Source organism: Candidatus Zixiibacteriota bacterium (assembly GCA_040752595.1).
Taxonomy (GTDB): domain Bacteria; phylum Zixibacteria; class MSB-5A5; order WJJR01; family WJJR01; genus JACQFV01.
On record JBFMGX010000004.1, the window covers coordinates 415,212 to 431,152 of the forward strand.

Here is a 15,941-nt window from a genome sequence, read left to right on the forward strand (position 1 = left end):
TGTAAGCAGGACATCTTGGTGTACATCCGCAGGCGGGACCGCCGCATTCCCAGGCGCGGAACATGCGGCCGCCAAACAAAATAAGACAATTGCGCCCTTTGACAAGCGCCGATTTGATTCACTGCGACATTCTGTCAACCGGGGTCGACAATTACCGGGGGGACGGTCTGCTACTGTCGCGTCTCCCGGGATCGAATTGCGGCGTGATGGCGCGCACATCGGGCGTGACCACCTGGAGCGTGTTGTGCGGGGCGATGAAGGTCGTGTCCAGGACGAGCGGGCGCGAGGTCGGCGTGCGTGACGTGAAGAACAGCCGGGCAATCGGACCGCTACCGGGCTCCAACGGCGGTAGGCCGCTTCCGAGGTCGGAGATCAGCCCGATCAGGATATTCCGCTCCGCCGAGTCGGGATAGAACGTCTTCAGCGCGAAGTACTCGGTCCGCAACCCGTAGTAGTTGGCGGAATCGATCCCGAACGGTGAGTTGCGGCCCCAGCGGAACGGGAGAGTCATGGCCGCCAGATGCTGGGTGTTGTCCAACGAGACAAGCACTTCCCAGTGCAGCGAATCGACCCGTTCGGATTGCAGCGTGATCCGCGTGACAGTGGGTGTCGCCGCCGGCGTCGCGGCCACCGCGGCCCCGAGTGGCGCGGTGGCCAAGAGCATGGCCGTTAGCGTCGCCCGAAGCTGCGTGTTCATGATCGTCTCACCGTTCATTGCCAACCGTGATACACGGATCGGTTCCCGGCGACTCAGTTTATTGCGGCGAAGCGGTTGAGTCAAGGCGCGGCGTCGCCGACAGTGGAATCGTCAGGGAATCTGCCATCCCCAAGGCCCGACCGGCGGCGCGCTTGCGCGCCTGCGAATCGCCGCGGAAGACCGACAAGGCGCGCTGGAACAACTCACGCGCGCGGTCATAGAGCCCTCGCGTCTCGTAGTACATGCCGGCACGGTAGAGCGTGGCGACATAGACCCGCTGCGCGTCGTAGTCGTAGAGGATCCGCCGCGGTGAACCATAGAATCGCGATTGCCGCTCGAATTCTTCCTGCGCCCGAATCTGGCGCGGCTCCAGATAGGGGACAGGTTCAGGAGACAGGGCAAACAGGTGCCCGGCCGGGGTCAGATTCGGCAGCACTTCCATGCTTGTCTCGGTGAATTCCCAATAGACCGGAAAGCCGGCGCGGGCCAGGTTGGCCGCCCACAGCCCGAGGTTCAAACGGACCGAATCATGCGGAATCGGGAAATCCGCCAACTCCGGGTAACTGTCGAAGACCCACTGTCGGTACCATGCCGCCGGGAGCAGATCCCGGTTCAGAATGCGCAGGTCCTGCCGCCAGCCGTCGCAGTATTGCAGTCCCCGCAAAACGAAGTCGAGATCGGTCGCTGCTACGAACACGACCGCCCCGGGGCGCAGATCGGCGGTTGCTTCGGTGCCGAAATCGTAGGCGAGCCGATGCGACACGAGATTGCAGTACGGGGCATTAATCACCAGGGGGGCAATGGCCAGAAGGCCAATGGTGCCGACGATTGAGACAGTCAGAATGCGCCGGAGCGATGGAGTCGGGATGCGATGCCGCAGCCCCGTCAGGGCGCCGGCGAGACCGATGAGTCCACCGACGGCGAAGAATGCCACGCACGAAAGCGCGGGGAGCAGGTAACCGTGAACGTCGGCGTTCGTGTCACTCGGATCATTGACCAAGAGGGCCGTGACGACGAGATTGCCGGCGAATACCCCGAGTGCCAGCAGTGTCCATGACCGGGAACGCCGCCACCAGCAGACAATCCCCCATGCCGCCAGGATCACCAATCCCCAATGGAGTTGATCAAAGAGAATCATCCCGGCTTGGGAGGCGCGCTTGACCAATGTCCCGACCCCGGTCGTGAGCACGCCGCCGATGGCGTCCTTGGCTACCACCGTGCCCCAGCCGGGGGAGAGGGCCGTCGTGGTCCAACCCCAGTTCAAGGGCGGATTCTGGCCGGCGCGGACCGGGAGGTACAGGTAGACGGTGACGCCGACGAGGAGCAGAAGCCCGGGGGCCAACCAAGTCCTGAGTCCGACAGCGTAGCGGCGGCTCAAGATCACAAAGAACAACAGGAAGGCCGGCCAGACCGAGAGGAAGGTTGCATTGTGCAGGCCGAATCCCAATCCAGCCAGGAATCCGGCCAGACAGAGCCAGCGGCCGGTCTCGCCGTGGCCGCTGCGCGCAGCGGTCTGCGCCCCGAGTGCCGTTCCCCACAGCAGGGCCACCGCCAGGAGCGTGGGCGCATACACCTCGGCCCGCACCGCTTGAATCCACAGGGTGTATGTGCCGGCGATCGCCGCCACCGGCAGTACGACCGCGATTAGCGCTTCCCAATTGCGACGGGGACGAAGGATCTGCACGACCAACTCAAGCCACACATAGGTGAAGATCGCCAACGCCGTCGATGCGGTGATGGCCGAGACGAAATTGACGCGGTAGAACAGATCGCCGAACGGCGCCAGGGCAAAGAGCCGTCCGAGCAGGATGAAGAGCGGAAAACCGGGGCGGTGGGCAATTCCCAAGACCTTGGCGTTGGCGGCCAATTCGCCGGAATCCCACCAGAAGACCGTCCGGCACATCGTGGCCACATACAGGATCAATGTCAGAATGAAGACGATGGTGGCCAACAGCCACCCAGTCGTGAGGCGCTCCTCGGTGGTCTTTCTCGCCTCGGACAGCGTGAGACCCGGTGCGGTGAAGGACGGCGTGGCCGTTTGGGCAAACCAGGATCGCGGATGCAGATCGACTCCTCGCTGGCGCTCGAACCCGGCGCCCGGTACGTGCATTGTCTAATATATCGGTCAAATGCGTGTCTGATTGCAGTGGATGGGTATCGGGCGCGGCAATCTCCCGTGGGCAATTCGGATTGACGCCTCGTGTACCGTGGCATAGTATGAATTGAGGAAACAGCGGCGACGGTCCGGACCTCCGCACGCACGCCTCTGACCGATGACGGCCGAAACACGCCTGGGCAAGACGATAGAGCGACGCCCCCGATTCCGCTGGGGTCCGTTGGTCGCCACGGTTCTTCTCAGCTCGCTGGTGCTGGGAGTCGTGTTTTCGCTGTGGACGCTGTGGGGTATTCGCGCCGTGCGGCAGGCGTTGGTGTCCGAGACACGTCGAGATGCCGTCGCCCTGCTACAATCCCTGTTGCTGGCGTCGCAATACGCCGTTGCGACCGGATCTCTGGTCGACCAACTCGAGCGGGAATCGCAGGCCGCCGATGCGCGCCGGATCGCCGATCTGATCGATCCCGCCCGTGTCGACACGGCGATTCTCGCCGAGCTCTCCGGACGTTGGGAATCGGGAGGGATCACTGTCTGGCGTGGCCGCAGGGCGATGGTGACGTTTCCGTCGTCACTCGCCGGGGTGCTGGCCGCTGACAGCGACGTCGCCGGTCACGATTGGACGGAGAGTGGGTCGGCGCCGACCGTGTTGACTTGCCAGGACACGTCGAATGGCGTGCGCTGGGTGGCAACGGGGATTGCGACAGATTGGGGAGCGCTGGCCTTGTGGGAGCGCGTCACGGATGAGACACCCCGCGCGCCGTTGGGTGGCATCGGCGAGCTGGTTCAGCAGATCGGGCAACGTTCCGGGATCAACTACATCATGCTGCAATCCCCTGATGGCATTGTATTTGCATCCCGTCCCTTGAAGCCCGTCTTGAAGTTGGCGGCCGACTCATTCCTCGTCGCCGCCGTCGAGGCGGAGACCACGGCGACACGCGAGGTGGTCTTTGAAGGGCTTCCTGTGCTGGAAGCCGTCGCGCCGTTCTTGTCTTCGGAGCTTCCGTCGGGGATGTTCCGTGTCGGGATCAGTTTGTCGGGAGTGAAGGCCGCCGAACGGCGCCTGACGCTGCAATTGGCGCTCTCGGCATTGCTGTTCCTGCTCCTTGCCACGGCCGTGATTGCCATCCTGCTGGCGCGACGTTCGCTGGCCGATTTGGGGCGGTCGTATCGGCGCGTGGAGACATTGACCGGCCGGATTCTGGACGCCATCGATCAGGCGGTCGTGGCGGTCGACGGTGCCGGGCGCGTCTCCGTGTTCAATCCATCGGCAGAGCGTCTGACAGGGCGTTCCGCGGCGGAGTCGCTGGGCGTGCCGGTGCGCGAGGTTCCGGGTACGGACGGTTTCCACCTTGAGGAGGTGCGAGCCGGGGAGGAACCGGTTCGGAATCAGGAACTCAGTGTTGCGCGGCCCGGCGGTTCGCGGGAGTTGGTCTACACAACGACGCCGATCACAACCGCCGAGGGCGTCGTGGATGGCGCCGTGGCCATCATCCGTGATGAAACCGAGGCACGGGCGCTGGCGCTACAGGTTCGACGCTCGGAACGCCTCTCGGAAATGGGACACCTCGCTGCCGGGGTCGCGCATGAGATTCGCAATCCGCTCAATGCCATCGCCCTGGCCGCGCAACGGCTCCGTCTGGAGGTGGGCGATCCCGAAGCGGCGCGTTTGGCGACGACCATCTGCGACGAATCGACACGTCTGAATGCCATCGTCGAGGATTTCCTCTCGCTGGCACGCTCGTCGACTCAACCTCCGGCACCGGTCGATCTCTCCGCCTTGGTCGAGAGCGTCGCGGCGATGGCGGCCTTGCAGGCCCAGGCGGCACACGTATTATTGGAAACGCAGATCGCCGCCGATCAAGTCGTCGTCGGCGTCGCCGATGAATTGCGCAAGGCGGTGTGGAATGTCATGACCAATGCCTTGGCGGCGTGCTCTGGCAACGGGCGCATCCGCCTGGCACTGAGTCCGGAGCGTTCTTGTGTGGCGCTGACCGTGGAGGACAACGGCAGCGGCATCGCGCCTGAGGATCTGTCTCGTGTGTTTGAGCCGTGGTTCACAACGCGCAGCGGCGGAACAGGCCTGGGATTGGCGATCACGCACCGTATCGTAACGGACCACCGCGGGACAATCGACATCGTTTCACCGGCGCCCGGGGTGGCGAATGGAACACGAGTTACTGTCCGGTTGCCGCTGATCGCCGTATGAGATATGACGTGTAAGGGCACGGCGTGCTTGTCCGCCTCTGGCGGGCCGTGCCCGGAGATGTGGGAAATCGTGAAGAGGTATTGGTGGGGCAGACACGCTGGTATGCCCATGATCGTGCGCAGGCAGGAGTGCCTGCGCCACCAGACAAGAGAACGAGCGACTCATATTGATGGATCATCTCATCTATCGCAGCGCCGGTGAATCCCATGGCCCGCAATTGACCGGCATCCTCGAGGGTCTGCCGGCGGGGATGCAGATCGACTTCCCACGTCTCGACGCCGAGTTGGCGGAACGGCAGAAGGGTTTCGGTCGGGGCGGACGGATGAAAGTGGAGTCCGACCGCTGTGAAATCACCGCCGGTGTGCGCCATGGCGTCACGCTGGGGTCGCCGATCGCCTTCACAATCTTCAACAAGGATTGGGAGAACTGGCAATCGGTGATGTCGGTCACATCCGAGAGGGCGGAGCCCGCCAGCGAGCGTGAAGCGGCAATGACTCTGCCGCGCACGGTGCCCCGGCCCGGGCATGCCGATCTTGCCGGGGCGCAGAAACGCGGTTTTGCCGACCTCCGGAATGTTTTGGAGCGTTCCTCGGCGCGGGAGACCGCCGTGCGCGTCGCCGCCGCAGCGCTCGCGAAGATGTTCCTTCACGAGCTGGGCATCGAGACGGCGGCGCATGTGGTGCGCATCGGCGCGGCGGCACTGTCTGCGCCTGTGCCGACGGTTGATGAGATACGCCTCCGTGTGCGCGACTCGGATGTGCGCTGCATCGATCCGGAGACATCGGAAGCCATGCGGTCGGAGATTCGTGCGGCGGCCGCATCGGGCGACACGGTGGGAGGCATCGTCGAAATCGTCGCCACGGGAGTCCCGCCGGGTCTGGGAGACTACATACAGTGGGACAAGCGTCTGGATGCCCGGTTGGCCGGCGCCGTCATGTCGGTGCCGTCGGTGAAAGGCGTGGAGATCGGCGAGGGGTTCGCGCAGGCGGCGCATCGCGGCTCCGACGTTCACGATGAAATCTTCCGAGACCGTGATTCCGGTCACCCACGCACAGGGGGATACTATCGTACCACGAATCGTGCCGGTGGGATCGAAGGCGGTGTGACCAATGGCGCCGACGTCGTCGTCCGTGCCGCCGCCAAGCCGATCCCCACCTTGAACCATCCCCTGCGGTCCGTCGACATTCACACGGGGGAGGAATCGCGGGCGTTCGTGGAGCGTTCCGATATCTGCAGTGTGCCGGCGGTCGCCGTTGTCTGCGAGGCGATGGTTGCGTTGACATTGGCCGATGCCTGCCTCGAGATGTTTGGCGGTGGAACGCTCGGCGACATTCGGGAAAGGTTCCGGCTGTACATCGGGAGGTTGAAGCGGTTTGAGACTGGTCTATAGGATTTCCAGCGAAGTGAACGAAAGAAAAACCCCCTCACCCGATCCGCCTGCGGCGGATCGACCTCTCCCGGAGGGAGAGGTTGCTTTCTCCCCTCTCCCCGGTGGGGAGAGGGTAGGGTGAGGGGTTTTTGGACCCTGCTGAAGCAGTGGATCGCCCTCCCACGGGACCATCCGTTCGCTTATTAGGATGATGAAGGGGACACATGTTCCAGACGACGCTGGTCGGCAACCAACCGAAGGTATTCGAAGACCCGGCGTGCGGCGCACCGGGCGTGAATCTCCGGTTGGCACGCAACCGGTTTGACCAGGGGCGCATCACCGCGGCCGAGTTGGAGGATGTGGTCCGCGCGACCATCCGGGCAACGCTGGACGATCAAGCCCGCGCCGGACTGGACTGGTTGACCGACGGCCGGATTCGCTGGGATGATCCGGTGACTCCTTTCGCCGCGGCGCACGAGGGGTTCACGATCGGCGGCCTGATTCGGTACTTCGACAACAACGTCTACTATCGCCGTCCCACGATCGCCGGGCCGATCCGTTTTGTGCGCTCGGCGGTTGCCGATGACTACCGCTTCGCAAGCAGTGCCGGTCGCGGCCGTGTCATTCCCTCCGTCTGCGGACCGTTCTCGTTGGCGAAGTTCTGCGTGGACGAGTACTACCATAAGGAAGAAGCGCTGTATGCCGATTGTGCCGCACTGGTGCGCGGCGAATTGGAGGCCTTGGCGGACGCCGGTGCCGATTGGGTACAGTTGGACGAGCCGTACTTGGGACGCTGCCCGGACGAAATCGACGCCGCGGTCACCGCGATCAGCGCCGCCACTATCGGTGTGGACGTGCGGGTGTTCGTCCACACCTACTTCTGCCCGATTGAAGGGATCGGCGACCATCTCTGGCGGTTACCGGTTCATGCGATCGGCGCCGACTGTGCCACGGTCCCCGGCAACTTCGAAGCGTTGATCCACGGTCCCAAGACGATGGGTCGGGGCTTCGGTTTGGTCGATGCCCGCACCACTCGTCTGGAGACGGCCGATCAGATCGTCAGGCAACTGGAACGATTGGCAGCGGCCGGTGCGGCCGATTGGCCCGCCTGCTTCATCACGCCGTCGGCGGCGCTGGAGTTCCTGCCGTATCCGAGCGCGATCGCCAAGATGCGCCGTCTGGTCGCCGCCGTTTGCCAGTTCCTCGGCGTGGCCTGCGGGGCGTCATGAAGGATTACACGGTGGGCGGAGGGAGCGTGCCACGGGCCTTGGTCCGCGATCTGCGGCGGCTTAGGCGCGCACTGACCAAGGTCAGTGGCACACACGTCTAACGCCGGGGACAGAGACGTCACTGTTCCCAATCCTGTCATGCTGGGCGAAGCGAAGCATCTCTATAGGCAGGCGACTCACCATGGAATCTCATAGAGACCTTTCGCTTCGCCGGTGACAGAGATGAGGTGTAGGGGCACGGCGCGCCGTGCCCGAATCCGGACCCCGGAGATCAGAAACATGTTGGAAACCACCAGCGTCGGATCATTCCCCAAGCCGGACTACCTGGTCAAGGCGCGCCGGGACCGGCAACAAGGCAAGGTGTCGCCGGACGAGTTAACCACCGTGGAACGGCGGGCCACCGAGGAATGGATTCGCATCCAGGAACGAATCGGGATCGACATCCTCGTGCATGGCGAGATGGAACGCGGCGACATGACGACGTTCTTTGCGGAGCTCCTGGATGGGTATGGGATTTCCGGCCTCGTGCGCTCCTATGGGAATCGCTACTATCGCAAGCCGATCATCCAGTCGACCTTGTCGCGTCCCCGGCCAATGACCACAGACTGGCACTGTTGGGTGCAGTCCCTGACCACCATGCCGGTCAAGGGAATGCTGACCGGACCGTACACGATGTGTGACTGGTCCTTCGATGAACATTATCCGTCACGGCGCGATGCCGTGCTGGCGCTGGCCGAGATCGTGCGCGATGAAGCCCATGATCTCGAAGCCGCGGGCGCCCGCTACATCCAGATCGATGAGCCGGCGATCTCGACCCGCCCCGATGAAATCGAGTTGGCCATCGAGGCCATGGAGGTCGTCACGGCGGGACTGAAGGCGACGACGATCAGCCACATCTGCTACGGCGATTTCGCGATGATGTATCCGCGCATCCTGGACCTTCCCGTCGACATGCTCGACCTGGAGTTTGCCAACTCGCAATTCGCCAACCTCGACATCTTCCGCAAGCCGAAGTTCACCAAGCGGATCTCGGTCGGTGTTATCGATGTCCATTCGCACGTCATCGAGACCAAGGGGCAGGTCAAGGACGGCATCCGACGTGCCCTCGACGTCTTCGACCCGGCGCTGGTGTGGATCGACCCGGACTGCGGCCTGAAAACGCGCACGCCGCAGGAGGCGATCGACAAGTTGACGGTGATGGTCGAAGCGGTCAAAGAGATCAAACAGGAGATGGGATTGTAGGGTGCGTGCTTTGCTTGTGGCGAGCGACTTGTCCTGGGCGGAGTCGAAGGAAGCCGACCCGCACGCACCGCAGGGGGCTGAAAGCCCCCTGTCCTCGATTCCAAAAGCGTGGGTTGTAGCGGCACGGCGTGCCGTGCCCGGAGGGACGATCGGCGTGTAGGGGCCGGTCTGAGACCGGCCCGGCCCCGTGCCAAGAAACAAGAGGGCGGGTCTGAGACCCGCCCAGAATGTTGATCATGCCCGATCAGACACGATCCCGTGCTCACCCGCTGTTCGACCGTCTCACGGCCGGACCGATCCTCGCCGATGGCGGGATGGGGACGATGCTCTATCGACGCGGCGTATCGTTCGAGCGCTGTTTCGATGAACTGAATCTCTCCGCGCGGGCGCTGGTCCTCGGCATTCATCAGGACTATCTGCGGGCCGGAGCACGCCTGATCGAAACCAATACCTTCGGCGGCAACGGCGTGCGTCTGGCCGCGCATGGCCTCGAACACAAGGTCCGGGACATCAACTATCACGGTGCCCGTCTGGCACGCGAGGCGCGGGAGATCGAAGGTGTCGATGCCTTCGTAGCCGGCGCGATCGGCCCTTTGGGGAAGAATCTCGCGCCGTGGGGACCGGTTCCGGCTCTCATGGCGCGTTCGCATTTTGCCGAGCAGGCCGCGGCGCTGCTCGAAGGCGGCGTCGATCTGTTCATCATCGAGACGATGTCGGACACCGCCGAGATGGCCGAAGCGGTGGCCGCGGTACGGTCCCTCTCCGATCTCCCGATCATCGCGGAAATGACCTTCACCGAGGAGGGGTTGACGACCACCGGTCGAACTCCCGGGGAGATCGCCGGATTCCTGAACGCGCTTCCCATCGACGTGATCGGCGCCAACTGCTCGGTCGGGCCGCAGGGGATGTTGGAAGTCATCCACCACCTGGCGTCGATGGCGACAAAGCCGCTGGTCGCGATGCCGAATGCGGGGATGCCGCGGTTGGTCGATGGGCGGTTCGTTTACGCGGCCACGCCGGAGTATTTCGCCAGTCTGGTCGGTTCGTTTCTGGCCCATGGCGTGCGCATTCTCGGTGGGTGCTGTGGCACGTCTCCCGATCATATCGCGGCGATGGGGGAGGTGTTGGGCCGCGCCCGGACGGCTTCATCCGAACCGGTTGTCACCTTCGTCTCCACGCCAGAACCGGAAACGCTGGCCAGCGAGCCCGCCGCTGCAGCACGGTCCAGTTTCGCGCAGAAACTGGGGAAGCGATTTCAAGTGTCGGTTGAACTCGATCCGCCGAAGGGTACGAATCCGATCAAGTTACTGGAGGGCGCGCGCCTCTGCCTGGGTGCCGGAGTCGATGCTGTGAACATTGGCGATTCGCCGATGGCCCGTGTGCGCATGAGCGCTTTGGCTGTCGCGGCGCTGATCGAGCGCGAAGTCGGACTGGAGACGATCCTGCATTTCACCTGTCGCGACCGGAATCTGATGGGGATACAATCCGACCTGATCGGCGCTCATGCTCTCGGCATACGCAATGTGCTGGCGATCACCGGCGACCCGCCCTCGCTGGGTGACTATCCGCATGTGACCGGTGTCTATGATGTCGATTCGATCGGACTAACCCGGATTCTCACCGCGCTCAACATGGGAAAGGACCTCGCCGGCGTTTCCATCGGACGTCCGACGACATTTGCCGTCGGCGTCGCGCTCAACCCGGCGGCCGACGACTGGCCGACCGAGCTTGATCGTTTCCGGCGTAAGGTGGAGGCCGGGGCACATTTCGCCTTCACGCAGCCGCTCTATTCCCTCGCGCCGCTGGAAAGGGCGATCAAGGCAATCGATGAATTCCGCATTCCGGTCTTCCTGGGTTTGTTGCCGTTGATGTCGTTCCGGCACGCTTGGTTCCTGCACAATGAAGTGCCGGGGATCACGGTCCCCGAGGACCTCTTGGGACGCATCAAGGACGCCGGAGAGGGCGGAGCAGAAATCGGAGTACAAGTCTGCCGTGACGTTCTGAGGCAGGCCCGGGAAATGATCGCCGGCGCCTATCTGATGCCCTCATTCGGCCGCTATGAGACCTGTCTGCGCGTCGTTGAAGGAATGATCGAGAAGAAGCCGGATACGATCCTGCCGGACAGCATCTTGGCACAGCGCCTCCAACCGTAGGTCAGGAGCCCTGTGCTCCTGACACCGCGATCAAATCGCCTCCCGGGCACCTTCCAACTCCAACAAGGCAATCTTGTGATGCACCTGACCGGAGAATCCCCCGATCGAACCGTCGGATCTGACCACGCGGTGGCAGGGGACGACGATGGGAAACGGGTTTCGTGACATCGCCTGACCGGCCGCACGCGCACCACCGGGCGACCCGGCGCGTTCGGCCAGTTCCCCATATGACACGGTCTTCCCGTAAGGGATGCGGGCACATGCTTGCAGCGCCTTGCGCGAGAAACCATCGACACGCGACCAATCAATCGGCAGATCGAACCTCTGACGCCTCCCAGCAAAGTACTCCTTGAAGGCCCGTCCGATCTTCGCGGTCTGTCGGTCATCGGCAATCGCATCCACGCCGTCGGCCGTAAGGTCCTTGAGGAATCGCTCCCGTGTCCGCCCAAAATCGACCCGCCACAGTCCCCGTTTGCTCACCGCATACCACACATCGCCGAATGCCGCGGCCCGAAAGTGGCCATAGTACACCGGAGTCATGGTCTTCATCGGTCGCCTCCCCTTGCCCCGAGGGACCTATGCACGACGGAATATGCAGATGCCATCACTTTTTGCGGCATCCCATGGGGCAAGGCGTACCGTGCCCGTTCTCCGTAGGGGCGCCATTCATGGCGCCCTCCCTTCGGGCGTGATGAATCACGCCCCTACGCATCAATGCTATTGGTCTGGATGCCGTGTTGCGATACCTTGGCCCCAGCGTTCCGACAGGGAAGAGGTCCTGTGGCAAAGGGTGAGCTGATCAAACGCGAGACGGTGTTCGGAGTGGCGCTTTTGGCCTTTGTGGTCGGAATCGTCTACTTGTTCTACCGGATCATTGCGCCGTTTCTGGTGCCGATTGCCTGGGGTTCGGTCCTGGTCATCAGCGTCTATCCGTTGCATGCCTGGCTGGCGGGCAAGATTCGGCGTCGCGGTCTGGCGGCGGCGATCAGCACCACGGCCTCGGCGCTCCTGATCCTGTTGCCGTCGGCGTATCTGGTGGCCACATTGGTTGATGAGGCCGTCGGTCTGTATCAGCATCTGCAGCAGGGGTGGGGTGCAGCCGCTGTGGCGGAGCTCTCGGCACGCATCGATCCTTTGATTCGCGGCTGGTCAGCGCGTTTGGAAGGGGTCGTTGATCTGTCCCGTTGGAATCTCCAGGACACCATCCTGGGAATCTTGGGGGCCGTGAGCACATTCGCCGTCAATCACACGACCGCGGCGATCGCCAATGTGGGACGGGCGATCTTCCAGTTTCTGCTGATGCTTTTGACCATGTACTACTTGTTCAAGGATGGACCGGCGCTGGTGGAGCGAGTCCGGACTTCGATCCCGCTCGGGGAGATACGCGCCGCCGGGATTCTCGAACACGTCACGGAGGTCGTGCGTGCCACGATCTACGGCGGGCTTCTGGTCTCGGGAATCCAAGGCGCACTGGGCGGGTGCCTCTTTTGGATTCTGGGACTGCCGTCGCCGATCTTCTGGGGCGCGGTCATGGGGTTCTTCACATTGATACCGCTCCTCGGCGCATTCGTCATCTACGCGCCGGCGGCGGTCATTCTGTTCCTCGCCGGGGCGCACATCAAGGCGATCATCCTTCTGGTGGTGGGCACGTTAGTCGTGTCCCAGATCGACAACTTCCTGAAGCCGATGATCATCTCGGGGCGGACCGCGATGCATCCGCTGCTTCTATTCTTCGCCATTGCCGGCGGCGTGGCGGCCTTCGGTCTTCTCGGCGTCGTCCTCGGCCCGGTGATTGCGGCGGTGTTCGTGGCGCTACTGAATCTGTATCGCATAACCCTGAGAGAGCCCGTCGCAACCTCCGACCCGTCTTGAAGATGACACTCCTTCAGTTCGACTCCAACTGACCGATAACAGTACAGTGGCAGTATGGCGGGCCGGGGTGATACCCCGAAATCCGCCATCCCCGGTTGGCATTCGTGTCTGGCGGAACGCGTGTGCCGCACGACGGCCGGGGAAGCTGCGCATCCGGTTGGAAGCGACGCTTCGTGGGGAGGTCGAGATGGAGTTGCGCGTCGAATCACACCAGCACGTGGATGTTCTGCGCGTCGTCGGACGCCTTGATCTGGTCAGCTCCAGCACACTGAAGGACGCGATTCGTCAACGGCTGTCCGATCATCGTTCCGCGCTGGTGTTGAACCTTGAGAAGGTGGATTTCATCAACAGCTCGGGTCTGGGAGCACTCCTTTCGGCATTGAAGGATGTCCGCCTCTCCGGCGGGCGTCTGGTGTTGTGTCACTTGACACCGTACGCGGATGAGATCTTCGCCCTCACGGGACTGAAGCAGATACTCGACACGTACGAGACACAGGACGAAGCGGTCGCATCGTTCGCCTCGACGGCGACTCCGACCGGCGGTTTGCCTCGGGCCCGGACGGCCCGCGGGTAGCGGTGAATCATGATCGGGAACGTACCGTCTCATCGTCCGCGACTCCTGATCGTCGATGACGAACTTCTGATTCGCGATCTGCTCTATGATTTCTTCAAGGGCCAGGACTACGAAATCGCCGTCGCCGAGAGCGGCCAGCGGGCCCTGTCGCAGTGGGAGACGGGGCACTTCGACACCGTGATCCTCGATTTGAAGATGCCCGACATGGACGGCCTTGAACTGGCGGCACGTCTGCGGGAACGCGACCGCGAGGTACCGATCATTATCATGACGGGATACCCCTCGTTTGATTCCGCCGTCGAAGCACTCCGGCAGAGGGCCGACGACTATTTCGTGAAGCCGTTCAATCTGAAGCAGATGAGCCGGGCCGTGGAGGCCGCCGTATCCCGCCACACCGCCCACCACCCTGAGCCATCCCCGGGAGATGCCACGACATGACTCCGGCGACCGCCACACGCGTGCTCGTTGTCGACGACGAGCAGTTCGTTCGCGACTTATTGCAGGACTATTTCACGAAGATGGAGTTCTCCGTTGTCACGGTCGTCGATGGCCAGGCCGGGATCGACGCCTGTCGTCGCCAGCGCTTCGATGTCGCCCTGGTCGATCTCAAGATGCCCGGCAAGGGAGGGATTGAAGTGCTGACCGAAGTACGGCAGATCGATCCCTCGCTCCCCGTGGTTGTGATGACCGGATACCCGACGATCGATTCCTCGATTGAGGCGATCCGCAAGGGGGCGTACGACTACATCATCAAGCCCTTCAAGCTGCAGGAACTGAAGGAACTGATCGACCGGGCGGTGCGTGAACAGACGCTGTCTCGTGAAATCGAGGATCTGCGCCAGCGCCTCAGTCATGTCGAGTCCGAGCTACGGGAGTACCGTGCGCGACCCGGGCACAGCGTCACTCCGGCCGTCACCGCTACGGTGAGCGGGCAACTGTGGCATGACATCGCGCCGTGAAGCAGCAAGCGATCTCTTCATGACATCATCTTATCTATCCAACCGACTGTAGGGGCGACCCGTTGGGTCGCCCAAGGGCCCGGCAACGCCTCGCCCCCAGGCGCGATGCCGACCGTGTGAGTCCCGTGGTTTGATGTTGCGCCCCCGGAGAGCGCCGGTATATTGGCCGCGATGAAGACCAAGAGGAGCGAGCGCGTCCAATCGAACGATCAGGGCCCGGCGACCGGCACGATGCCGGAGGATTCCCTGGTCGGCTTGACACGTTCGGTCGATGCCTTCGGGCGCACGATCGACCAGCTCCAGGCCGAATACACGGCCCTGGAGCAGGAACACGCGGCGCTCAATGCCCGGTTGTCGGAGATCAATGTACAACTCGAGTCCGCGCTGGCGGCGAATCGCCGACTGGCGGCCTACCTCGATCGCGTCCTCGGCGAAGTTCCCGCCGGGATCATCGCGGTCGACAAGGACGGGGTGATCCGGCTCGTCAATCGGACCGCCGCGATGCTCCTCAATGTCACGGTGGATGAAGTTCTGAACCGGCGCTACGAGGACGTCTGGCCCGGACGAGCCGATGGCGGTGCCACGGCGGCGGGATGTGCGGCGGGGCATGCTCCGGTCACACAGTGGCGGCGCGAAGTTCCCCGTCCGGGGCAGGCGCCGCTCGTTCTCTCCGTCTCCACTGTGCCGCTGGTCGATGGTGACGGTATGGGTGAAACGCACGGCGCTCTGGAAGTCTTCACCGATCAATCCGTCTTCGAATCGATGCATGCCGAAGTCATCCGCCTGCGGGCGCTCGCTTCGCTGGGCGAGATGGCGGCCACCGTGGCCCATGAGATCCGCAACCCGCTGGGCGGGATGCTGGGATTCGCCGAACTCTTGGCCCGGCATGTTCCGGAGGACAGCGAACAGCAGGACATGGCACAGAAGATTGTGACCGGCGCGCGGCAACTGAGTCAGCTCGTACAACGATTGTTGGAATTCGCCCGCGATCCGAAGTTGGCGTTGAAGACAATCGAATGGCCGCGGTTTCTGGAATCCGCCGTGGGGCAGTATGAGGAGAATGCCCGTCAGCGCGGCCGGACGATACGCTTCGTTCGCCGCTGGCCGGAGCGGCTGCCTCCTGGACGGGCCGATGCGCTCAGTCTGCGCCAGGCGATCTGGAATGTCCTAGAGAATGCCGAGCAGGCGGCCGACGGAGACAGTGCCATCGAGGTCAGCGCGTCGCCGCGCGAGGACGGCGGCGTATGCGTGCGTGTGGCGGACCGCGGGTGCGGGATTGAGCCGCACATACTGGAACGGGCGTTCATGCCCTTCGTGACCACGCGCGAGAAGGGGACGGGGCTGGGGCTGGCGGCAGCCCGGAAGCTCGTGGAAGCGCATGGAGGGCGCATCTCGCTGCAAAACCGTGAGGGCGGCGGGGCGGAGGTGGACATTGAGTTGCCGCCGGTCCAGGGAATCGCGGCAGTCGACCGGCGTTGAGCTCTGAGCGTTCGTAACATGAAACGAATCCGTTTCATAGCCTCCGCG

13 protein-coding genes are annotated in these 15,941 nt (G+C 63.3%); 10 read left to right on the forward strand and 3 right to left on the reverse strand.

Annotated features, from left to right (window positions below; genetic code table 11):
• Positions 1-151: 151 nt before the first annotated feature.
• Both AB1792_01970 and AB1792_01975 read right to left on the reverse strand, forming a co-directional pair.
• On the reverse strand, positions 152-697 hold the full coding sequence (locus tag AB1792_01970; GenBank protein MEW5700984.1) for a hypothetical protein: 546 nt from the start codon (positions 695-697) through the stop codon (positions 152-154).
• Between the two features lie 58 nt (positions 698-755).
• Positions 756-2,807 (reverse strand): DUF2723 domain-containing protein, encoded by a 2,052-nt coding sequence (locus tag AB1792_01975; protein MEW5700985.1) that lies wholly within the window; start codon positions 2,805-2,807, stop codon positions 756-758.
• Positions 2,808-2,970: 163 nt separating this feature from the next.
• On the opposite strand from AB1792_01975, the gene AB1792_01980 reads away from it, so the two are divergent.
• The 5 genes from AB1792_01980 (at position 2,971) to AB1792_02000 (ending at position 11,009) form a co-directional block, all read left to right on the forward strand.
• Positions 2,971-5,016 carry an ATP-binding protein gene (locus AB1792_01980; protein MEW5700986.1) on the forward strand — a complete coding sequence of 682 codons (2,046 nt, stop codon included), beginning with the start codon at positions 2,971-2,973 and terminating at the stop codon, positions 5,014-5,016.
• Positions 5,017-5,185: 169 nt separating this feature from the next.
• Positions 5,186-6,406 (forward strand): chorismate synthase, encoded by a 1,221-nt coding sequence (gene aroC / locus AB1792_01985; GenBank protein ID MEW5700987.1) that lies wholly within the window; start codon positions 5,186-5,188, stop codon positions 6,404-6,406.
• Positions 6,407-6,609: 203 nt separating this feature from the next.
• The gene (locus AB1792_01990; GenBank protein MEW5700988.1) at positions 6,610-7,614 is read left to right on the forward strand and encodes a hypothetical protein; all 1,005 of its coding nucleotides are present in this window, start codon (positions 6,610-6,612) and stop codon (positions 7,612-7,614) included.
• A 279-nt stretch (positions 7,615-7,893) separates the two neighbouring features.
• Positions 7,894-8,856 (forward strand): methionine synthase, encoded by a 963-nt coding sequence (locus AB1792_01995; GenBank protein ID MEW5700989.1) that lies wholly within the window; start codon positions 7,894-7,896, stop codon positions 8,854-8,856.
• A 236-nt stretch (positions 8,857-9,092) separates the two neighbouring features.
• On the forward strand, positions 9,093-11,009 hold the full coding sequence (locus AB1792_02000) for a bifunctional homocysteine S-methyltransferase/methylenetetrahydrofolate reductase (GenBank protein MEW5700990.1): 1,917 nt from the start codon (positions 9,093-9,095) through the stop codon (positions 11,007-11,009).
• A 30-nt stretch (positions 11,010-11,039) separates the two neighbouring features.
• Here AB1792_02000 and AB1792_02005 read toward each other — a convergent pair whose 3' ends face one another.
• Positions 11,040-11,558, reverse strand: coding sequence for a methylated-DNA--[protein]-cysteine S-methyltransferase (locus AB1792_02005; GenBank protein MEW5700991.1), 519 nt, complete (start codon positions 11,556-11,558; stop codon positions 11,040-11,042).
• Positions 11,559-11,789: 231 nt separating this feature from the next.
• On the opposite strand from AB1792_02005, the gene AB1792_02010 reads away from it, so the two are divergent.
• From AB1792_02010 to AB1792_02030, 5 genes are all read left to right on the forward strand, one after another.
• Positions 11,790-12,881: an AI-2E family transporter gene (locus tag AB1792_02010; GenBank protein ID MEW5700992.1), complete on the forward strand. Its 1,092-nt coding sequence runs from the start codon at positions 11,790-11,792 to the stop codon at positions 12,879-12,881.
• 187 nt (positions 12,882-13,068) lie between these two features.
• Positions 13,069-13,455: an STAS domain-containing protein gene (locus AB1792_02015; GenBank protein ID MEW5700993.1), complete on the forward strand. Its 387-nt coding sequence runs from the start codon at positions 13,069-13,071 to the stop codon at positions 13,453-13,455.
• 9 nt (positions 13,456-13,464) lie between these two features.
• The gene (locus AB1792_02020) at positions 13,465-13,893 is read left to right on the forward strand and encodes a response regulator (GenBank protein MEW5700994.1); all 429 of its coding nucleotides are present in this window, start codon (positions 13,465-13,467) and stop codon (positions 13,891-13,893) included.
• Positions 13,890-14,414: a response regulator gene (locus AB1792_02025; protein MEW5700995.1), complete on the forward strand. Its 525-nt coding sequence runs from the start codon at positions 13,890-13,892 to the stop codon at positions 14,412-14,414. Before AB1792_02020 ends, AB1792_02025 begins: the two co-directional genes overlap by 4 nt.
• Positions 14,415-14,585: 171 nt before the next feature.
• Positions 14,586-15,893, forward strand: a complete 1,308-nt coding sequence (locus AB1792_02030; protein ID MEW5700996.1) for an ATP-binding protein — start codon at positions 14,586-14,588, stop codon at positions 15,891-15,893.
• Positions 15,894-15,941: the final 48 nt, after the last annotated feature.